16 protein-coding genes are annotated in these 19362 nt (G+C 69.0%); 5 read left to right on the top strand and 11 right to left on the bottom strand.

Annotated features, from left to right (window positions below):
- Positions 1-61: 61 nt before the first annotated feature.
- Both AC07NF_RS24350 and AC07NF_RS24345 read right to left on the bottom strand, forming a co-directional pair.
- Positions 62-2056, bottom strand: coding sequence for an OPT family oligopeptide transporter (locus tag AC07NF_RS24350; protein WP_494633292.1), 1995 nt, complete (start codon positions 2054-2056; stop codon positions 62-64).
- An 84-nt stretch (positions 2057-2140) separates the two neighbouring features.
- On the bottom strand, positions 2141-2944 hold the full coding sequence (locus tag AC07NF_RS24345; RefSeq protein WP_492815179.1) for a PhoH family protein: 804 nt from the start codon (positions 2942-2944) through the stop codon (positions 2141-2143).
- Positions 2945-3256: 312 nt separating this feature from the next.
- Here AC07NF_RS24345 and AC07NF_RS24340 point away from each other — a divergent pair, with 312 nt between their 5' ends.
- The 3 genes from AC07NF_RS24340 to AC07NF_RS24330 all read left to right on the top strand — a co-directional run bounded on the left by AC07NF_RS24340 (position 3257) and on the right by AC07NF_RS24330 (position 6707).
- Positions 3257-3790 carry a gamma carbonic anhydrase family protein gene (locus AC07NF_RS24340; RefSeq protein ID WP_494633291.1) on the top strand — a complete coding sequence of 178 codons (534 nt, stop codon included), beginning with the start codon at positions 3257-3259 and terminating at the stop codon, positions 3788-3790.
- A gap of 291 nt (positions 3791-4081) precedes the next feature.
- A complete protein-coding gene (locus AC07NF_RS24335) occupies positions 4082-5749 on the top strand; it encodes a choline dehydrogenase (RefSeq protein WP_494633290.1) in 1668 nt (555 codons plus the stop codon).
- Positions 5750-5759: 10 nt separating this feature from the next.
- The gene (locus tag AC07NF_RS24330; protein WP_494633289.1) at positions 5760-6707 is read left to right on the top strand and encodes an aldo/keto reductase; all 948 of its coding nucleotides are present in this window, start codon (positions 5760-5762) and stop codon (positions 6705-6707) included.
- A 107-nt stretch (positions 6708-6814) separates the two neighbouring features.
- Here the strand turns inward: AC07NF_RS24330 and AC07NF_RS24325 are convergent, their stop codons facing one another.
- Positions 6815-7360: a PAS domain-containing protein gene (locus tag AC07NF_RS24325; protein WP_494633288.1), complete on the bottom strand. Its 546-nt coding sequence runs from the start codon at positions 7358-7360 to the stop codon at positions 6815-6817.
- A gap of 173 nt (positions 7361-7533) precedes the next feature.
- On the opposite strand from AC07NF_RS24325, the gene AC07NF_RS24320 reads away from it, so the two are divergent.
- Entirely contained in the window at positions 7534-8463 is a 930-nt protein-coding gene (locus AC07NF_RS24320) for a hypothetical protein (protein WP_494633287.1), read from the top strand.
- Between the two features lie 56 nt (positions 8464-8519).
- Here AC07NF_RS24320 and AC07NF_RS24315 read toward each other — a convergent pair whose 3' ends face one another.
- The 7 genes from AC07NF_RS24315 to AC07NF_RS24285 all read right to left on the bottom strand — a co-directional run bounded on the left by AC07NF_RS24315 (position 8520) and on the right by AC07NF_RS24285 (position 16503).
- Positions 8520-11441: a M16 family metallopeptidase gene (locus AC07NF_RS24315; RefSeq protein ID WP_494633286.1), complete on the bottom strand. Its 2922-nt coding sequence runs from the start codon at positions 11439-11441 to the stop codon at positions 8520-8522.
- 111 nt (positions 11442-11552) lie between these two features.
- On the bottom strand, positions 11553-12671 hold the full coding sequence (locus AC07NF_RS24310; protein WP_494633285.1) for a DUF2336 domain-containing protein: 1119 nt from the start codon (positions 12669-12671) through the stop codon (positions 11553-11555).
- Positions 12638-13246 carry a hypothetical protein gene (locus AC07NF_RS24305; protein WP_494633284.1) on the bottom strand — a complete coding sequence of 203 codons (609 nt, stop codon included), beginning with the start codon at positions 13244-13246 and terminating at the stop codon, positions 12638-12640. The genes AC07NF_RS24310 and AC07NF_RS24305 overlap by 34 nt, the downstream gene beginning before the upstream one ends.
- Before the next feature lie 60 nt (positions 13247-13306).
- Positions 13307-14065, bottom strand: a complete 759-nt coding sequence (locus AC07NF_RS24300; RefSeq protein ID WP_494633283.1) for an ABC transporter permease — start codon at positions 14063-14065, stop codon at positions 13307-13309.
- Positions 14062-14808, bottom strand: coding sequence for an ABC transporter ATP-binding protein (locus AC07NF_RS24295; protein ID WP_494633282.1), 747 nt, complete (start codon positions 14806-14808; stop codon positions 14062-14064). Before AC07NF_RS24295 ends, AC07NF_RS24300 begins: the two co-directional genes overlap by 4 nt.
- Positions 14805-15794 carry an ABC transporter substrate-binding protein gene (locus tag AC07NF_RS24290; protein ID WP_492815201.1) on the bottom strand — a complete coding sequence of 330 codons (990 nt, stop codon included), beginning with the start codon at positions 15792-15794 and terminating at the stop codon, positions 14805-14807. Before AC07NF_RS24290 ends, AC07NF_RS24295 begins: the two co-directional genes overlap by 4 nt.
- A 112-nt stretch (positions 15795-15906) precedes the next feature.
- Positions 15907-16503 (bottom strand): NADPH-dependent FMN reductase, encoded by a 597-nt coding sequence (locus AC07NF_RS24285; RefSeq protein ID WP_494633281.1) that lies wholly within the window; start codon positions 16501-16503, stop codon positions 15907-15909.
- 74 nt (positions 16504-16577) lie between these two features.
- Here AC07NF_RS24285 and AC07NF_RS24280 point away from each other — a divergent pair, with 74 nt between their 5' ends.
- The gene (locus AC07NF_RS24280) at positions 16578-16973 is read left to right on the top strand and encodes a winged helix-turn-helix transcriptional regulator (protein ID WP_494633280.1); all 396 of its coding nucleotides are present in this window, start codon (positions 16578-16580) and stop codon (positions 16971-16973) included.
- Here AC07NF_RS24280 and AC07NF_RS24275 read toward each other — a convergent pair.
- Positions 16970-19042, bottom strand: a complete 2073-nt coding sequence (locus AC07NF_RS24275; protein WP_494633279.1) for an MASE1 domain-containing protein — start codon at positions 19040-19042, stop codon at positions 16970-16972. The genes AC07NF_RS24280 and AC07NF_RS24275 overlap by 4 nt on opposite strands.
- Positions 19043-19362: the final 320 nt, after the last annotated feature.

The following is a 19362-nucleotide window of genomic DNA, read 5'->3' as shown; positions in this document are numbered from 1 at the left end:
AAGAAAAACCCCGGAAGGCGAGGCCCTCCGGGGTTTCCTGTTTCGATCAGGCTTGGAAGCCTTACGCCTCCAGCGCCTTCGCGCCGGCCTTGCGGGCCCAGCGGTAGAGGCCGACGACCACGAACGCCGCCGCGATCAGCGACAGGATCATGCCGACGTGCTCGGGCGGGGCGAAGGGCAGGGCCAGGGGCTCGCCCTTGTTGGTGGTGACGATCAGCAGGGCCAGGGCCACGTTGAACAGGCTCTCGCCGACGATGAAGCCCGAGGCGATCAGCACGCCCAGGCGCTTGGCCGGCTCGGCCGCGCGGTCCTTGGCGACGATCTTCTCGAACAGCCAGCCGGCCACGGCGCCGACCACGACCGGAGCCGTGACGGACGAGGGCAGGTAGATGGCCAGGCCCACGCCCAGGGGCGGCAGGCTGTAGCGATCCTTGCTGGTCCCGCGCAGGATGGTGTCGACGGCCACCAAGGCCAGGCCGATCAGGGCCCCGACGCCCAGCAGGGTCCAGTTCAGGTCACCGCCCAGCACGCCCTTGGCCAGGGTCGAGATTAGGGTCGCTTGCGGCGCGGCCAGGGGCTCGTCCGAGATGGCCTGCAGGTTGGGCGCGCCGGCGAAGCCGTTCGAGCGGTTCAGCAGTTCCAGTACGAACGGGATGACCACGGCGCCCGAGATGACGCCGATGATCAGGCCGACCTGCTGCTTCCACGGGGTGGCGTCGACCAGCTGGCCGGTCTTGAGGTCCTGCAGGTTGTCGTTGGCGACCACGGCCACGGCCAGCACGCAGGTGGTGGCGTAGAGGGCGAAGGCGACCAGGGCCTTGGTGACGTCGGGGCCGACCACGCCGCGACCGACCATGCCGACCATCAGCGAGGCGCCCAGCACGGTCAGGATGGCGATGCCCGAGACCGGGCTGTTGGACGAGCCGATCAGGCCGGCCATGTAGCCGCAGACGGCGGCGGCCAGAAGGCCGGCGACGATCAGGTAGCCGATGCCGATGGCGACCAGCGGGACGGTCAGGCTGGCGATCGGGCCGCCGACCAGGAAGTGGGCCAGGAACCAGCCGGCCGGGGCCATCAGGATCAGCGAGACGATGCCGACGATGCCGATCGGGATGTCCTGCTCGACGCGGGGGATCTCGCCGCTGCCGCTCTTGCGGGCCTTGGCGGCTTCCAGGGCCGACTTCAGGCCGGCGGTGATCGGGCCGACCAGCTTGCCCAGGGTCCAGATGGCGGCGGCGCCGATGACGCCCGCGCCCAGGAAGCGCACCTGGGTCTTCCAGACGGTCAGGGCGTGGGTGGCGGCGTCGGCGCCCGGCATCGGGGTGGCGACGGTCAGGATCGGCACCAGGATGGCCCAGGCGATGAACAGGCCGGCGAACATGGCGACGCCGACGGTGATGCCCATCAGGTGGCCCGCGCCCATCAGGGCCAGCGAGCTGGAGGCGCCCAGGCCCGACGCGCCCGCGCCGGCCTTGAACTTGAAGTAGCCCGCGACCTCGGCGGCGAACAGCTTGGCGGCGGCCAGGGCGCCGAACAGGGCCGAAGCGATCGCGCCCATGCTGACGGCGGCCAGGCCCGCCTTGCCCTCGGCCTGGCCTTCGCGCGAACCGGTGCCGACCTTCAGCACCTCGGCGGCGGCGACGCCTTCGGGGTAGGGCAGGTTGGAGTTGGTCACCAGGGCCCGGCGCAGGGGGATGGTGTACATGACGCCCAGGATGCCGCCGACGGCGCAGGCGCCGAAGGTGGGCAGGAACGGCACGTTCGACCACCAGCCGATCATCAGCAGGCCCGGCAGGACGAAGATCACCGACGACAGCGTGCCCGCGGCCGAGGCGATCGTCTGGACGATGTTGTTTTCCTGGATGGTCGAGGTCTTGAACGCCCGCAGCAGAGCCATCGAGATGACGGCGGCGGGGATCGAGGTGGCGAAGGTCAGGCCGACCTTGAGGCCCAGATAGACCTGGGCCGCCGTGAAGACGAGGGTGATCAGGACGCCGAGGAGGACCCCTCTGAGGGTCAATTCCGTGCGCGGCGCGGGTAGGTCGGCCATGAACATGTCCAAAAAAGTATTAAGGCGGCCGGACCTTGCACGTCCGACCGCCTCAAACTCAAGTGCTCAGTTCAAACCGCTGTTACAAATTTACAGGACGCCCAGCATCTCCGCGACCAGCGGGTGGCGGACGATGTCGCGGTCGGCCAGGCGGACGACGGCGATGTTGGCGACCTCGTCGAACCGGGCGGCGACGTCGGCCAGGCCCGAAATGCCCGGCAGCAGGTCCGACTGGTTCGGATCGCCCGTGACGACCATGGTCGAGTGCCAGCCCAGGCGGGTCAGCAGCATCTTCAGCTGCATGTAGGTGCAGTTCTGGGCCTCGTCGATCACCACGAAGGCGTTGTTCAGGGTGCGGCCGCGCATGAAGCCGACCGGGGCGATCTCGATCGCGCCCTCGGCCATCAGGGCCCGCATGCGCTTGACCGACAGACGATCGGTCAGGGCGTCGTAGAGCGGGCGCAGGTAGGGGGCCAGCTTGTCTTCCATGTCGCCCGGCAGGTAGCCGATCGACTCGCCGGCCTCGACGGCGGGGCGCGACAGCACGATGCGGCTGACCTTGCCGGCTTCCAGCGCTTCGACGGCCTTGGAGATGGCGATGTAGGTCTTGCCGGTGCCGGCCGGACCCAGGGCCATGACCAGGTTCTTCTCGTCGATGGCTTCCATCAACTGGGCCTGGCCTGGCGATTTGGGTTTTATCGTTTTCAGATAGCTCTGGTCCCGCTCCGGATTATTGGGCGCCCCGTCATGACCAAGGGGGTTCCACGCGTTCCCACGCTCGCGAACATCGATCGGCAGGCGACGCACCTTGGCGTCATCACCGTAGTGGCCGGTCTCATACGCGCCTTCGCGCGCCATCCGCTTCAGGGCTCGCTTGGTCATCAAAGCCTCCATGAGGGCAATAAAAAAGGACGAGGCCAAAAGGCGTCGTCCTTGTCGGTGAGCTGGAAGATGGAGACGAAGTCGCGTGCGCGGCGAGGCGGCCCGGAGGGGCTTCCGATAGGCGGTGCTGTACGCCGGAACGCCAAGAGCGACACCTTCTTCGTCAGCGGGTGGGCCGATGGCGGTGGTCGCCCCCGACCCGTTACGAGAGAAGAATCATCCCGCTGGAGGAATGTTCCCTCTCGAATCGCACGACTACAATGGGGCATCGTGGTTTCCGAGTGGTTAACCGAGAAATCGCGCCCAAGAAAACGAGGCATACGGATGACTGTCTATTCCCTGGGCGCCCTTGTGCCCACGCTTCCGGCACAGGACGAATACTGGATCGCGCCGACCGCCAGCGTGATCGGCAATGTGATTCTCAAGAAGAACGCCAGTATTTGGTGGGGCAGTGTCGTGCGCGGGGACAACGATCCGATCACCATCGGCGAGAACAGCAACGTCCAGGACGGCTCGGTTCTCCATACTGATCTTGGCGTTCCCCTGACCATCGGCGCGAACGTGACCATCGGTCACATGGTGATGCTTCACGGCTGCACGATCGGCGACGGCTCGCTGATCGGCATCGGCTCGGTGGTCTTGAACGGCGCCAAGATCGGGAAGAACTGCCTGATCGGCGCTGGCGCCCTGATCACCGAGGGCAAGGAGATCCCGGACAACTCGATGGTCATGGGCGCGCCGGGCAAGGTGGTGCGCGAGGTCAGCGAGCACCACACCATGATCCTGCAGGGCTCGGCCCTGCACTATGTCGAGAACTGGAAGCGGTACGTCCGGGATCTGAAGGTAGTCGCCGAGTAGAAGCTAGGGAGCGCCACCCGCTGCTTGGGGGGATGCGAGGCGGCGCTCCCGCTTCCCGCGCGGGCACGTGCGCGAGAAGGGCCCGCCGCGAGGAGGCGTCCAGACGCGGCGAGACGATGCGGCCATCGCCGCGTTCCATACGTCTATAGGTAGTATTAGCGCTAATCGAGTTGAGTTGAAATCTAGAACACGCGTTTCCCGACAGGATTCCTCGGGGAACCTTGCGCGCCGCTCAAAGCCGGATCACTGTTGCCTTAACAATGATAACCTTCGAGGGAGGGCGTCGGGGCCATGGCCAGCGAACGCTATGATTACGTCGTCATCGGCGCCGGTTCGGCCGGCTGCGTGCTCGCCGCGCGACTGACGGAAGATCCCAATATCAAGGTCCTGCTGCTGGAGGCCGGCGGCAAGAACAGCTCGATCCTGGTGCGGATGCCCGCCGGCGTCGGCCAGCTGATCAAGGACAAGGGCGAGCAGAACTGGGGCTTCTGGACCGAGGCCGAGCCGCACCTGAACGATCGCAAGCTGTGGTGGCCGCGCGGCAAGGGCCTGGGCGGCAGCTCGGCCATCAACGGCATGATCTACATCCGCGGCCATGCGCGCGACTATGACCAGTGGCGGCAGATGGGCCTGTCCGGCTGGTCCTATGCCGAGGTGCTGCCGTACTTCAAACGCTCGGAGCACCACCACGCCGGCGGCGACGCCTATCACGGCGGAAGCGGGCCGCTGCGGGTGTCGAAGGGCGAAAGCGACAGTCCGTTCTACGGCGCTCTGGTCGAGGCGGGTCGCCAGGCGGGCTACAAGACCACCAAGGACTTCAACGGCTTCCAGCAGGAGGGCTTCGGGCCCTACGACCTGACCATCCATGACGGCAAGCGCTGGAGCGCGGCCATGGCCTATCTGACCCAGGCCCTGGCGCGTCCGAACCTGACTGTCGCCACCGAGGCCCGCACCACGCGGATCATCGTCGAGAAGGGCCGCGCGGTCGGCGTCGACTACGTGGTCGGCAAGGCCGCCGAGAAGCAGACCGCCTATGCCGACGCCGAGGTGCTGCTGAGCGCCGGCGCGGTGCAGTCGCCGCATATTCTCCAACTGTCAGGCATCGGCGCGCCGGAGGACCTGAAGGCCCATGGCATCGCCGTGGTCCACGAGTCGAAGGGCGTCGGCGCCAATCTCCAGGATCACCTGGACGTCTGCGTCTCGTGGACGGCCAAGAACCTCAAGACCGCCTATTCGGCCAACAAGGGCCTGAACAAGCTGGGCGTGGGCCTGTCCTACATGCTGATGGGCAAGGGCCTGGGCCGGCAGCAGTTCCTGGAGAGCGGCGCGTTCCTGAAGTCGCGGCCCGATCTCGATAGGCCCGACCTGCAGATCCACGGCGTGCTGGCCATCATGCAGGACCACGGCAAGACGGTGGTCGAGAAGGACGGCTTCACCCTGCACGTCTGCCAGCTGCGCCCCGAGAGCCGTGGCAAGGTCGGGCTGCGCTCGGCCGATCCGTTCGCGGACCCGACCATCCTGGCCAACTATCTGGCCACGGACGAGGACCGCCGCGCCATCCGCGAGGGCGTGCGCATCGCCCGCGAGACCGTGGCCCAGGCCGCCTTCGATCCTTATCGCGATGCCGAGTACGCGCCGGGGGCGGACGTGCGCACCGACGCCGATCTCGACGCCTGGATCCGCGCCAAGGCCGAGACGATCTACCACCCGGTCGGCACCTGCCGCATGGGCGTGGCCGGCGATCCGCTGGCGGTGGTCGACGACCAGCTGCGGGTGCAAGGGCTGCAAGGCCTGCGGGTCATCGACGCCTCGGTCATGCCCAACCTGATCGGCGGCAACACCAATGCCCCGACCCTGATGATCGCGGAGAAGGCGGCGGACCTCTTGCTGGGCAAGGCCCCGCTGGGCGCGCTAGACGTTCCGGTGTTCGAGGACGGCCGCGCCGTGGCGGCCGAGTAAGGGAGTCCGCATGCGCCACCGTCCCCTCGGCCGTTCTGGCCTTTCCACCGCGCCGCTGGTGTTCGGCGGCAACGTGTTTGGCTGGACGGCGGACGAGGCGACCTCGCACCGCCTGCTGGACACCTTCGTCGACGGCGGCTTCAACGCCGTCGATACGGCCGACGTCTATTCGGCCTGGGTTCCGGGCCACGAGGGCGGCGAGTCCGAGGGGGTGATCGGGCGTTGGCTCAAAGAGTCGGGCAAGCGCGACAAGGTGCTGATCCTGACCAAGGTGGCGATGTGGCCCAAGCAGCCGGGCCTGTCGGCGGCCAATATCGAGGCGGCGGTCGAGGGATCGCTGAAGCGCCTGCAGACGGACTACATCGACCTCTACCAGTCGCACCAGGACGACGCCGACACCCCGATCGACGAGACGCTGGAGGCCTTCGACCGCCTGGTGAAGGCCGGCAAGGTGCGGGCCATCGGGGCCTCGAACTTCTCGCCCGAGCGGCTGAAGGCCAGCCTCGACACGTCCAAGGCCAAGGGACTGGCGCGCTACGAGACGATCCAGCCGAAGTTCAACCTCTTCGATCGCGATCAGGTCGAAGGGCCGCTGGCGGATCTGACGCAGGCCGAGGGGCTGGGGATCATCCCGTTCTACGGCCTGGCCGCCGGCTTCCTGTCGGGCAAGTACCGCACCGAGGCCGACTTCGAGGGCAAGGCGCGGGCGCGGACGATCCTGCGCGACTACTGGAACGACAAGGGACGGGCGGTGCTGGCGGCTCTGGACGAGGCTGCGGCGGACGTCGGTGCGTCACCGGCCCAGGTCGCCCTGGCCTGGATCATGGCCCATCCGGCGATCACCGCGCCGCTGGCCAGCGCGACCTCGGTCGCGCAGCTGGACGAGCTGATGGGCGCGGCCCGGCTGGAATTGCCGGGTGATGTGTGGAAGCGACTGGATGAGGCAGGGCGCGCCTAGCTGTCATCCCGGCCGCAGCGAAGCGGAGAGCCGGGACCGCCGGAAGCGCCGGCGTCTGTTGCGGTCCCGGATCGGCGCGCTACGCGCTTGTCCGGGATGACAGCTTTTTACGCGATCGCTCGCCCGTCCAGGGTCGCCAGGCGCAGACGCGGCATGTCCGTATTGCCTTCGCCCAGCGGCTTGATCTCCCGCAGGCCCAGTTCGTAGGCCGGCCGGCCCATCAGGCGGGCCATCATGGCTTTCGGCTGGTAGAGGCCCAGGAAGCGGTCGGTCTCGCCCGACGCGCCCTGCAGCGGCGCGAACAGCACCTCCATGCCCACCGAAGGAACGCCATGCGCGCGAATATCGGCGGTGACCACCACCGGCGTGCGGCGTTTGCGCGCGACGTCCAGGGCGCTTTTCAGCTCCAGGCGATGGGCCAGGGCCCACAGCGACAGGGCGTCCTGGCCGCGCAGGTCGCGGGCGTGCAGGTCGGAAACAAAGCCGCCGGCCAGGCGGAACGGCAGCTTGCCGCCGTCACGGCCCAGGATGAACACCTGCGGCAGCAGCTCCAGGAAATCCCCCGGATTGACGTCCGTGCGGCGGAGCAGGGCGGCGTCGCCCTTTTTGTCTCGCCAATAGTCTATCAACCGTTCCGTGCTTGGATGGAACATCGTCGTCCCCTGGCGGGTCACTCGCGGCTGGTTTTCGACCGCACGAGCCTTGCTAGGAGAACCGGGCCAAGCCCCTGACCGTCCCATTCTGGCGCAATCCAGCGGGACGGCGGGTTTCGGCCCGTTTCTTGCTTAACCATAAGCGGACCGACCCGATGCGAAGGGAACCGCCGATGAAGGCGCCGAAACTGAACACGCGAAGCTGGGTGATCGCCCTGGGCGCGCTCCTGGGCGGGCTGCTGATCGGCGGCGCGGCCTGGGCGCAGTGCAACAGCGGCTGCCCGCCGACGCCGCCTTCGTGCTGCAAGCCCCCTCCGGCGCCGCCGAAACCGCCCGCGCCGCCGACCGGCTGCTGCGGCGGCGGCCACAACGTCAACATTCCCGGCGTCAATGTGAACATCGGCGCGACCGTGATCGTGAATGCCAACGCCTCGGCGACGGCTAATGCCGGCGCCGCTTCGGGCGCGTCGTCGGGCGCGGGCTCGCTGGCCGGCTCGGCCGCGGGCGTCACCAACTATTACGGCGGCGGCGGTCACGGCGGCTACTATTCCGGCCCGATGGCCAGCGGCTACATCCAGGGCCTGAACGTCGAGGGCGGCGAGGCCCGCCGTCGCCAGGCCTATGAAGCCACCCGCACCCGTACGCGTCGCGTGATCATCCGCGCGGTCTGCCTGGACGACCGCGACGTGCCGCACCCGGCCTCGCAGGTCACCCCCGATCGCGACATCGACGACCTGTACGACGGCGAGCTCTATCGCTGCATCGCCGGCTCGCGCATGCAGTACGTGATCGCCGACTATTCAGGGCAGATCGACATCTCGACCGGCGGCGGCGGCCAGACCTACATCTGTCAGAAGAACGAGGCGCTGTACCACGTGCCCGGCGCCGGCCAGGGCCAGGGCACGCTGACCTGCCGCCCGCAGCGTCCGGCCCGTGACTGCAACGAGCGCTCGCTGCTGCGCCGCTTCGGCGCCGGCGTGAAGATCCTGACGATCATCACCACCGAAAAGTACACCGCCTACCGCGAGGAGACGGTGCAGGAACGCCAGAGCCTGACCACCAGCTTCAGCCTGGACGGCGGCGTGGGCGGGGTCGTCTACTAGCGCCGACACCCAACGGACAAAGAGAAAGGCCCCGGTTTCCACCGGGGCCTTTTTTGTTACTTCGCCGCTTCCGGCTTCACCAGCAGCAGCCACGACTTGTCGTCGCCGAGGTAGGTCTTGGCCGCCTTCTGGACGTCGGCCGGGGTGACGCGGGTCAGGCCGGCGATCACCGAGCGGGTGGCGTCCAGCAGGCGCGGGTCGTCCTGGGCGCCCGACAGCGTGCCCAACCAGTATTCGTTGGTCACGCGGGCCTTCTCGATCGAGTCGATACGGGGCTTCTTGGCCCGCTCCAGCTCGTCCTCGGTGATCGGCTTGTCGCGCAGGTCGGCGGCGATCTTGCGGATCGAGGCCACGACGCCGTCCAGCTTCTCGGGCGGCACCTCCATGCTGACGCCCAGATAGCCCCAGTTCTTGAAGGTGACGCTGGCCGTGGACGAGGCGTTCGGCGAATAGGTCGCGCCCTGCTTCTCGCGCAGCTCGTCGATCAGGCGCAGCTGCACCACCTGGCCCAGGATCGAGACGTCGCGCGAGCGCTGCAGGTTCGAGAACAGGTCATCCGTGCGCCAGGCCATGAACAGCGCGGCCTGGTCGGGGCGGCCCTTGTGCGTGCGCAGCACCGGCTCGGCGGCCGGCGCGGGGAACGGCGCGTTGTCGGCGCCGGCCAGGGCCGGATCGCCTGGACGCTTGGGCAGGGCGCCGAAGGTGTCGGCCACGGCGGTGATGGCCTTGTCGACCGTGGTGTCGCCGACGATGACGATCTCAAGGTCGCCCTTGGTCAGCGGATTGTCGACCACGGTGCGCAGCTCGCCCAGCGAGGCGGCGGCGATCTGTTCGCGCGAGGGGAAGGTCCAGCGCTGGTCGCCATTGTGCATCAGCCCGCCCAGGTCGCGGCTGATGACGCCGCCGGTCGTGCTCTGCAGTTGGTCGTGCGCCGTGCCGTAGGCGGTCTTGACGCGGCTGAAGGCTTCCGGACGCCAGCCCGGCTCGGTGGCGAAGGCGGCCAGCACCTGCAGCTCGGTCGACAGGTCCTCGGGACGCGTGCGGCCGCTCAGCACGAAGGCGTCGTCCTCGACGCCCAGATTGGCGTTCCAGATCTTGCCGGTCAGCACGCGTTCCATGTCCTGGGACGAGATCTGTTTCAGGCCGCCCTCGATGAAGGCGCTGGCCGACCACAGGGCGCTCTGCTTGTCCGACGGCATGTCCAGCAGGCCGTGGCCGCTGCGGACCTTCACCAGCACCTGGTCGTCGCGGAACTTGGTCGGCTTGACCGTCAGCTTCACGCCGTTCTCGAAGCGGACGAAGACGGTGTCCAGGTCGGTGACGTCCTTCTGCTCGGCGACCTTGCCGGTCGGGCCGAAGCTGGAATAGGGCCACACGGTCACGCCGGGCGCGGCCGGCGGGGTTACCGGCTGGCTCTTCAGGTCGTCATAGGCCTTGAGCACCGCCTGGTCGCCACCCTCGATGGCGGTGGGCGAGGCTATGGTGATCAGCGGGCCCGAGCCGGCGAAGGACGACTTCAGCACGGCCGAAACCCGCTCGGCGGTCAGGCCCTTCACCAGTTCGTCGAAGAACGCCAGGTTCTGGCTGGGCGAGGTGATCACTTCGCCGTCGCCCAGGGTGCCGACCAGCTGGTTGGCCAGGGCGGGCGTGCGCTGGGTAGCCTCGCCGGCGGCGGCGGCGACCAGGGCCGCGCGCAAGGACGCGACCTCGCGATCCAGCTCGTCCTGGCGCACGCCGTACTGGACGGCGCGGCGCTGTTCGGCGTCCAGCGAGGTCATGGCCTCGCGCCAGTTGCCCGGCTGGGCCGTGGCCCCGAAGGTCGTCACCCGCACCGCGCCGTACTGGTCGCCCTTGAAGGCCCCGCCGGCGATGAACGGCGGCTCGGCCGAACGACCGATGGCCTGCAGGCGGCGGTTCAGCACCGCGAAGGCCAGGTTCTCGATCATGTCGCGCTCGTCGACGGCCTTGGTTTCCAACAGGCCGTCGGGCTTGCGCATCCAGGTCATCTGCACCGACCACGGCGCGCCGGCCTCGACCAGCAGCTTGGCGGTCGGGCCGCGCTTGGCCACGGGGCCAAGGTCCGGGTTCTTGCCGTTGGCGCCCTTGCCGGCCCAGTCGCCGAACTTGGTCTTGATCTTGGCTTCCATGGCGTCGACGTCGAAGTCGCCGACAGCCACCAGCACCGCGCGCTCGGGGCGGTAATAGGCCTCGTAGAAGTCGCGGATGCGTTGGGCCGGAGCGGACTTGAGGATCTCGGTCTTGCCGATCGGGATACGCTTGGGCGGCAGCTGGCCTTCCATCTGCGCCGACAGGGTGCCGATGGCGACGCGATAGCCGGGGGTGTCGCGGGTGCGCTGCTCGGACATCACCACGCCGCGCTCGCGGTCGACGGCGTCGGGGGCGATGGTCAGCTCACCGGCGGCTTCCCGCAGCAGCATCAGCGAGGTGTCGACCGTGGCGTCGTCCGACTTCGGCAGGTCCAGCTGGTAGGTGGTCTCGTCGAAGCTGGTCGAGGCATTGGTGTCGGCCCCGAACGCCAGGCCGTGGCGCTCCAGGATCTTGATCATCTCGCCTTCAGGCACGTTCTTGGATCCGTTGAAGGCCATGTGCTCCAGGAAGTGGGCCAGGCCCTGCTGGTCGTCGGCCTCCATCAGCGAGCCGGCGTCGAACCACATCCGCAGGGACGCCTGGCCGGGCGGGGTGGCGTTCTTGCGGATCGCGTAGCGCATGCCGTTGGACAGGGTCCCGAAGCGCCAGGACGGATCCACCGCGACGTCGGAAAGCTCCTGCGCCCACTGGCCGGTCTTCAGGTCAGTGATCTTCGGACCCGACAGGGAGGGCGCTTCCGGGATTTTGGGCGCCGGCGCCGAGGCCTCGCCCTTCTTCATGAACGGCAGCGAGGGTTTGGGAACATGCGAGCAGGCGGCGACGGAAAGACCGGCGGCGGCGACGAGCGCCAAGCGCGAAGCGCTGATCATCGAGAATCCAGGGCAGGAGTAGACAAGGCGCGCACCTTGGCTGTCCCACATGGCGCACGCAAGGCGCGAGAGCGGCGGGTTTGCGCCTTATTCCCTCGGAACGAGAGGTGTTTAGGCCGCCGCCACGTCGCCGGTCTGGCGACGCAGGCGCCAGAAGCGGATCGTGCGCAGGGCCGACTCGCGAGGCAGGGCCGCGTACAGCTCGCCATAGGTCTTGGCCTTGAGCATGACGTCGTCGGTCGGCTCGAGGATCAGGAGGGCGAAGGTCAGGAACAGCGAGCGGTCGAAATCGGCCGCCTTGCAGATCACCGACAAGGCGTCCATCTCGCGCCGGTCAAGGATGCGGCGGGCGGTGTGGAAGTCGACATCTGCCATGTCGGCCAGGGCCACCAGGAACAGGGTGGTCCGCTTGCCGCGCAGCATGTTGGCCAGCATCTGCGGCGAGATCTGCGCCTTGGCGCGGATGGTGCGGAACTCGGCCTCGGCCTCGGCGTGGTCGGCGGGCAAGGCGCCGTCCTCGACCGCGATGCGCTTGCGGCCGGCCGACAGGGCCGCTTCCAGCGTGGCGGGATCGACGCCGGCGTTCTTTTCCATGATCCGGTCGCGCAGGCGCGCCTCGACCACGAAGTACATCTCGTTCAGCAGGTCGACCGGCAGGCTGTGGCGGTCGACGACGGCGTCGTGCAGGGCGGGGTTGGCGGCAGCGCGGTCGACGACGGTCTCGTGGGCGGCGCGCGACAGCACCGCGCCCTCGTTGCGCAGCAGGACGCCCAGGGTGTCGTCGTCACCGCGCTCGACGATGGCGTCCGACACGGCGCTGGACACGCTGGAGCGCTGCGAGATGGCCCGCAGATGGTCCTGGCCCTGGGTGCGGGCCACGTGCAGCAGGTCTTCGTCGGTCAGGGCGGTCGAGCTGCGCAGGATCGGTTCGGCCACGGCGATGGAGCCCGAGGCCAGGGTGCGCGAGACGCCGCGCGGCGCGGCCGGGGCCTCGCCCAGGCGTTCGGCCAGCTCGATCTGCACGGCCTCTTCCATCTCGCCGGCCAGCTGGCCCAGCACCTGATCGAACAGGGCCATCTCGACGCCGTTCGAGCCGTCGGCGGCGAACAGCATGTCGGTGACGCCACGCAGCAGCTCGCGGCGCTTGGCGCTGGAAGGCTCGTTGGCGAGAGCGATCAGGTCTTGAAGCGACTGGCTCACTGGCCGTCCTTGTCGGGTTTTGCCGACCATTCACCGTCTTCGCGCGGTTTGTCCTCGTCGTCCGGCGCACTGGCGGGCGGGGCGATCAGGACCATGCGCGGCGGACCGGCGGCGGGGATGGAGTCTGGGGTCATGCCGAACTGGCGGCCGACCGAGTACGAGCGCGCGCCGACCTGGCCGTTCGGCAGGCTGGCCTGCTGCTGGGGCTGGTACAGCGGCGCCTGGGCCACGGGCGCGACCGGGGCCGGCGGGGCGTCATAGATGCTCTGCGGCAGCTCGCGGACCTGGGGCGCGTAGACCGGGACCTGCGGCTGGAAGGCGGGGCGAGCCTGCGGGGCCTGCGGCGGCTGAGGCGCCTGTGGAGCGGTGCGGGCCCACCAGGGCTGGGCCTGTGAGGCGGCCTGGGCGGTCGGCGCGACCATCTCGCGCTTGCCGCTCCAGCCGAGCGAGCGGCCGGTATAGGCTTGGCCAGTGTAGCCGGGAGCGCGGCCGTTCATGGCCTTGGGCGCGCGCTCCGGAGCGGGGCCGTAGCGGCTCTCGCGCGAGCCTTCGGCGTGCGCGGCAGTGGCGCAGGCAAGGACGGCGATGAGGACGGCGGCGCGCATGGGCGGAGTCCGGACGGAAGCTTCGAGCTTCCGTCCTAGGCCGCGCCGCTTAATCTTGCGCTAACGACCGCGCCAAACGGCGAGAAGTCGACGTTCCAACAGTTCCATCAGGGTGTGCAGCACGACGCCCAGAACCGCCAGGGTCACCAGGGCCGCGAACACCTTGGCCGTCTGCAAGCGATTGTAAGCTTCCAGGATTCTCCAAGCCAGGCCTTGGGCGCCGCCCGAGCCGGCCACGAACTCGGCGACCACGGCGCCGATGACGGCGAGGCCCGCTGCGACCTTATGTCCCTCCAGCAGGGCGGGAACGGCCGAGGGCAGGCGCAGGCGGACCAGGCGCTGCCAGGGACTGGCGCCATAGAGATCGAACAGCCGGGCCAGGTCCGGATCGACGGACTTCAGTCCGGTCAGGGCGCCCGAGAAGATCGGGAAGAAGGCCACGACCGCGGCCAGGCCGATCACCGCCCGCTCGGGATGGTCGATGCCGGCCCAGATGGTGACCAGCGGCGCGATGGCGACCAGCGGGGTGACTTGCAGGGTCACGGCGATCGGGCGGACGGCGTCTTCCAGCAGGCCGTTCAGGCTGACGGCGAGCGCCAGGGCGCAGGCCACCAGGCTGGAGATGACCAGCGCCAGCAGCGCCGTCGACAGCGTCGCCCAGGCCGAACCCAGCAGCAGCGGCCAGTTGCCCAGGAACGCGGTCCAGATCCCGCTGGGCGCGGGCAGCAGATAGGCCGGGACCGCCAGGACGCGGCAGGCGATCTCCCAGCCGCCCAGCAGGGCGGTGATCAGGATCAGCGGGGCCAGGATGCGCTTCACGCGGCGCGCTCCGTGGCTTGCGCCAGCAGGGTCGAGACCGCCTCGGCGGCCGCGCGGAAGGGCTCGGTGGTGCGGAAGCCCGGCGGGCGGACGACCGGGCCGTCGATCGCCACCTCGCCGGCGATCAGGCCGGGCCCGGGGGTCATGACCACGACGCGGCGGGCCATGTAGACGGCCTCCTCGACATTGTGGGTCACGAAGACGACGGCGGGCTTCAGCTCGTTCGCCAGGGCCAGGACGTCGTCGGCCAAGGCGCGGCGGGTGATCTCGTCCAGGGCCGCGAAGGGCTCGTCCAGCAGCAGCAGGCGGGGGCGGGTGACGAGGGCTCGGGCCAGTGAGGCGCGCATGGCCATGCCGCCCGACAGCTGGGCGGGACGGGCGTTCAGCGCGGCGGCGAGGCCGACCTTGCGTAGCGCCTCGTCGGCGGCCGCCTGCGCTTCACGCTTGGACGTCCCGGCCAGCTCCAGCGGCAGGGCGACATTGTCCCGCGCCGACAGCCACGGCGCCAGGGTGTGCGACTGGAAGACGACCGAGGTCTCGCCCTTGCCGGCGGCGCGGGTCACGGTCCCACGCGTGGGCTGCTCCAGGCCGGCCAGCAGCCGCAGCGCCGTGGACTTGCCGCAGCCCGACGGCCCGACCAGGGCGACGATCTCGCCCGAGGCCAGCGACAGGTCGACCGGCCCCAGGGCGCGGCCCCGGGCGTAGTCGACCTCGACGCCATTGAGGCTCGCGATGGCGGTCATTGGCCCTTGGGCAGGAACTGCAGCGTGTAGGCCTTCTTGAAGTCCATGTCCTTGGGGTACACGCCCTGTTCCGAGGCGACCTTGAAGAACTCGGCCCAGCGCGCGTCGCTCATCTGGCCGATCTCGCCATCCTTGCCGACGATGCCGTACGACCGCATCTTCTCGCGGGCCTGGTCCAGGACGTCCTGGGTCATCTCCGGATTGTCCTTGAGGATCGCCGCGTCGCCCGGCTTGGCGTCGCCGTACAGGTAGGACGTCCAGCCCGCCGCCGTGGCCTCGACGAAGGCCTGCACGGCTGCCGGGTTCTTGGCGATCAGGCTGTCGGGGACCAGGGCCATCGAGGCGTAGGCGGGATAGCCGCTGTCCGCTAGCAGGAAGACCGCCGGCTTGATCTTGCCTTCCTTCTCGATGAGGTACGGCTCGCTGGTGGCGTAGCCCTGCTGGATCACCCGCTTGTCGGCCAGGAACGGCGCGGACGAGTAGTTGTACTTGCGCACCTGGGCGTCGGTGAACTGGTACTTGGCTTTCAGCCAGATCCAGAAGGCGGTGATCGAGGCGTCCGACAGCAGGATCGGCCGGTCCTTCATGTCGGCGATGCCGTTGATGCCTTGGTCGGGGTGGGCGATCAGGACCTGCGGGTCCTTCTGCATGAAGGCCGCCACGGCTTTGACCGGCGTGCCTTCCTTGGCCAGGTTCATGACGATGAAACTGTTGGAGCCGACGCCGACATCGACCGCGTTGGTGGCCAGGAGCTGCGGCACGTTCACGGCCGGGCCGCCCTGGATCAGGGTCACGTCCAGGCCGCGCTTCTTGTACTCGCCGGTCGCCAGCGCCTGGTAGTAACCGCCCAGTTCGGCCTCGGCCCGCCAGTCGGTGGCCAGCTTCAGCTTGGTCACGCCGGCGGGGGCGGCGGCCTCTTTCTTGGCCGGAGAACAGGCGGCGAGCAGGGCCATCAGGCTTAAGGCGGCGAAGGCGCGACGCTGCATTGGAAATGGCTCCCCTCGATCTGAGGCCAAGTTAGGGGTGTCGGGAGCCAGTTCCAAGCCATCTCGGCGCGCCAGGTGACAGGAAGCGTCTCCCGTCACCCGGCCGGCCGGCTCAGGCCCCGGACGCCCGCGCGGCCATGGTCGCCTTGGCCCACCAGGCCAGCTCGTCCAAGGCGGCGGTCGCCGACGGGAGCAGATGGCTCTCGATGTCCTCGATGGTCTGCGTGCCGCCGACCGGAGGATAGATGGCCATGAAGTCGGCGCCGCCGATGTGGACGGCGCTGCGCGTCGAGACCATCTGCAGCTCGACGCCGATGCCCCGCAGGTGCTCGACGGCCCGCGCGGCCCCAACGCCGCCGTAGCCGATCGCCGTGAACGGCTTGCGTTCCCACTCCTTGTAGGCCTGATCCAGCGCGTTCTTGAGCGCGCCGGTGATCGAGTGGTTGTACTCGGCGACCACGAAGATGAAGCCGTCGAAGCGCGCCAGGGTCTGCTGCCAGCGCACCGCTTCGGGGCTCTGGCTGGGCATCCAGCGGTTGGAGGCCATCTCGTCGAACAGCGGCAGCGGATGGTCGCGCAGGTCGACCAGGTCCACCTCCATGTCGCCGCGGGCCCGCGCCTGCTTGAGGATCCACTGGGACGGGACGTCGGCGAAGCGCGTCGGGCGGGTGGAGCCGACGATCACGGCGATGCGAGGTTTGGCGGTCATGATAACTCTGGGTATGCTGGTTTCCGATGGAAACCTGATTACGAAAGTTATCCGCCATCGCGTAAGGAGGCACTTTGTCGGCACTAGATAACCGCGAGGAAACCGCCTGCCACGGCGACCCCGCCCACTGCGAACATATCAGTCGCCTGCTGGCGCGGATCAGCGACAAGTGGACCCTGCTGGTGGTGCGGACGCTGGGCCCTGGCCCCCGACGCTTCAACGCCCTGCGCCGCGACATCGGTGAGATCAGCCAGAAGGTGCTGGCCTCGACGCTGCGGGATCTGGAGGAGAACGGCTTCGTGTCGCGCACGGTCACGCCCACGACGCCGCCCCAGGTCGAGTACGCCCTGACCGACCTTGGCCGTGATCTGCTGACGCCGGTGAAGGCCCTGGCCGAGTGGGTGGTCGCCAACGCGGCCCGCATGGACGCGGCCCGGGTCGACTATGCGGAGCGCCGGTCAGCCGACTAGGCGCCGCCGCCTCGGTGGTTCAGCCAGCGCTCGACCTTGGCGTACAGCACCTCGCGCTGGATGGGCTTGGCGATGTGGTCGACCATGCCGGCGGCGTAGCAGCGCTCGACCTGGCGGGGCAGGGCGTCGGCGCTCATGGCGATGATCGGCGCCTTGCCGCGCTGGCCGGGCAGCGCCTTGATCGCCCGGGTCGCCTGCAGCCCGTCCATCTGCGGCATGTGGATGTCCATCAGGATGACATCGTAGTCGCCCATCATGGCCTTCTCGACGGCCTGCTTGCCGTTCTCGGCCACCTCGACCTGGCAGCCGACCAGGGTCAGCAGGGCCTCGCCGATCTCGAGATTGATGGGGTGGTCGTCGACGATCAGGATCCTGGCCGCGCCGGGCGTCGAGACCTTGGGGCGCTCGGGCAGGTCGACCTCCTCGGCCGTCGGGGCCGAGAGCTCGATCCAGAAGCACGAGCCGCGGCCCGGCACGCTGTCGACGCCGATCTTGCCGCCCATCACGTCGACCAGCGCGCGGCAGATGGCCAGGCCCAGGCCCGCCCCGCCGTGCAGCCGGCTCATCGAGCTGTCGGCTTGGCTGAAGCGCTGGAACAGCAGGGCCTGCTTGTCCAACTCAATGCCGACGCCGGTGTCGATGATCTCGAACTTCAGGCGGTCCTCGAGGTCGCCCGGCTCGACGATCAGCCGCGCGTCGATGCGGCCCTCGTCGGTGAACTTCACGGCGTTGTTCAAGAGGTTGATCAGCACCTGGCGCAGGCGGTCGGCGTCCAGGTCGTGCAAGGCCTGGACCCGGTCGATGATCTCCAGCTCCAGCGAAAGGCCCTTGGCGCGGGCCTCGGGGGCCATGATCGCCACGGTGTCGCGCAGCAGCTGTGCGGCCGAGGTCGGCTGCGGCAGCAGCTCGATCAGGCCGGCCTCGACCCGCGAGAAGTCCAGGATGTCGTTGACCACGGTCAGCAGGGCCGCGCCGGCGCTGTCGATCAGATTGACCTGGCGGCGCACCTCCGGCGGCAGGTCCTCGCGGGTGGCCAGCAGTTGGGCGAAGCCGAGCACGCTGTTCAGGGGCGTGCGGATCTCGTGGCTCATGGTGGCCAGGAACTCGGTCTTGGCTTCGGTGGCGGCCAGGGCGCGGCTGCGGGCGGCGCGGGTCAGGAGTTCGCGGCGAAGCAGGAGGCGCTTCAGGCGGTCCTGCTGGGCCAAGGCCAGGCCGGCGGCCAGGCTGGTATAGAACAGCACCGCGATGAAGACTTGGATGGTCCGCGCCTGAGCCACCGGGCCGAGGATGGCGTTGAAGCGCGGCGAGGCGCCGGACATGGCGATCGGCAGGGTGATCACGGCCACGATCACGCAGGCCATGGCCGCGCCGCGCGCGCCCAGGCGATAGGCGGCGGCCAGGGCGACCGGGAAGATCAGGAACGGCGGCGCGCCCGAGGCCGGGTGGGCGCACAGCAGGGTGACGACCGCCACGGCGAACATCAGCAGCAGCGTCTCGCGCCAGTCGCGCTGGAACGTGCGGCGGTGCTCGGCGTCGATCAGCACCAGGGCGGCGGGCAGGGCGACGGCCAGGCCCAGGCCGCAGCGCAGGAACCAGTCGGTCACGCCGCGCACGAAGGGCTCGCCATAACCCACGGTCAGGATCCCGGCGACCAGCAGGCTGGCGGCGGCGGCCACCGGGGTGGTGACGGCGGGCATCAGGATCAGCGAGCGCAGGGTGCGGATACGCGGCGCGCCCCGCCACAGGCGCTGGCAGATGGCCCAGATCGCCACGGCCTCGCCGGTGTCGATCGCCACGTACAGCAAGGCGCGCAGCAGGGTGTCGCCGACCAGCAGGCCGATAATCAGGTGGAAGACGACGAAGACCACGCTCAGCGACAGGCCGCGCGAGCCGGTCAGGGTCAGCAGGCCGGCGGCCAGCAAGGCGTTGGCGGGCCAGAAGGCGGCGACACCAAGGGGCGTACGGGTCAGGTATTCGCTGAAGGCCAGGCTGACGACGGTCGCGACCGACAGGGCCAGCAACATGGCGGCCTGCCGTCTACGTTCCTGCGCGGCCAGCCTGTGCGGCATACCGTTTCCGTCCCCCAAAGCAGCCCGTGTCATTGCACGGGAGTCCAGCGTGGGACGGCCGAACGGTTCGGGAACCACGCGAGACGCACGTCGCACCCGCCGCCTCGCGGATACGACGCTGACATCAATACGCCTGAGCGTGACGGAGTTGCCCGGTTATCGCTTCGTGTGTCGTTTGGCCGCAGGACGCCTCCGACCCGCGCCGACCCCTAAGCGATTGTATTCCCCCAGGCTTGCATTCTCGAACTGACGTTCAGGCGCGCTGACAATGCATGGCCGGCGGCACAATTCAAGAGGGCGGGGCTCCCGGCATGCGTGCG

Source organism: Caulobacter sp. GW821-FHT10A06 (assembly GCF_059415805.1).
The sequence above is the reverse complement of the archived record's forward strand: the minus strand, read 5'-3'. Positions and strand labels throughout refer to the sequence as shown.

Bases quoted from the DNA above. Each gene is read 5' to 3' on its own strand.
- AC07NF_RS24325 (WP_494633288.1), bottom strand. From the start codon at position 7,360: ATGTTCCATCCAAGCACGGAACGGTTGATAGACTATTGGCGAGACAAA.
- AC07NF_RS24350 (WP_494633292.1), bottom strand. From the start codon at position 2,056: ATGTTCATGGCCGACCTACCCGCGCCGCGCACGGAATTGACCCTCAGA.
- AC07NF_RS24330 (WP_494633289.1), top strand. From the start codon at position 5,760: ATGCGCCACCGTCCCCTCGGCCGTTCTGGCCTTTCCACCGCGCCGCTG.
- AC07NF_RS24340 (WP_494633291.1), top strand. From the start codon at position 3,257: ATGACTGTCTATTCCCTGGGCGCCCTTGTGCCCACGCTTCCGGCACAG.
- AC07NF_RS24305 (WP_494633284.1), bottom strand. From the start codon at position 13,246: ATGCGCGCCGCCGTCCTCATCGCCGTCCTTGCCTGCGCCACTGCCGCG.
- AC07NF_RS24320 (WP_494633287.1), top strand. From the start codon at position 7,534: ATGAAGGCGCCGAAACTGAACACGCGAAGCTGGGTGATCGCCCTGGGC.
- AC07NF_RS24345 (WP_492815179.1), bottom strand. From the start codon at position 2,944: ATGGAGGCTTTGATGACCAAGCGAGCCCTGAAGCGGATGGCGCGCGAA.
- AC07NF_RS24295 (WP_494633282.1), bottom strand. From the start codon at position 14,808: ATGACCGCCATCGCGAGCCTCAATGGCGTCGAGGTCGACTACGCCCGG.
- AC07NF_RS24285 (WP_494633281.1), bottom strand. From the start codon at position 16,503: ATGACCGCCAAACCTCGCATCGCCGTGATCGTCGGCTCCACCCGCCCG.
- AC07NF_RS24275 (WP_494633279.1), bottom strand. From the start codon at position 19,042: ATGCCGCACAGGCTGGCCGCGCAGGAACGTAGACGGCAGGCCGCCATG.
- AC07NF_RS24310 (WP_494633285.1), bottom strand. From the start codon at position 12,671: ATGGTCGGCAAAACCCGACAAGGACGGCCAGTGAGCCAGTCGCTTCAA.
- AC07NF_RS24315 (WP_494633286.1), bottom strand. From the start codon at position 11,441: ATGATCAGCGCTTCGCGCTTGGCGCTCGTCGCCGCCGCCGGTCTTTCC.
- AC07NF_RS24290 (WP_492815201.1), bottom strand. From the start codon at position 15,794: ATGCAGCGTCGCGCCTTCGCCGCCTTAAGCCTGATGGCCCTGCTCGCC.
- AC07NF_RS24335 (WP_494633290.1), top strand. From the start codon at position 4,082: ATGGCCAGCGAACGCTATGATTACGTCGTCATCGGCGCCGGTTCGGCC.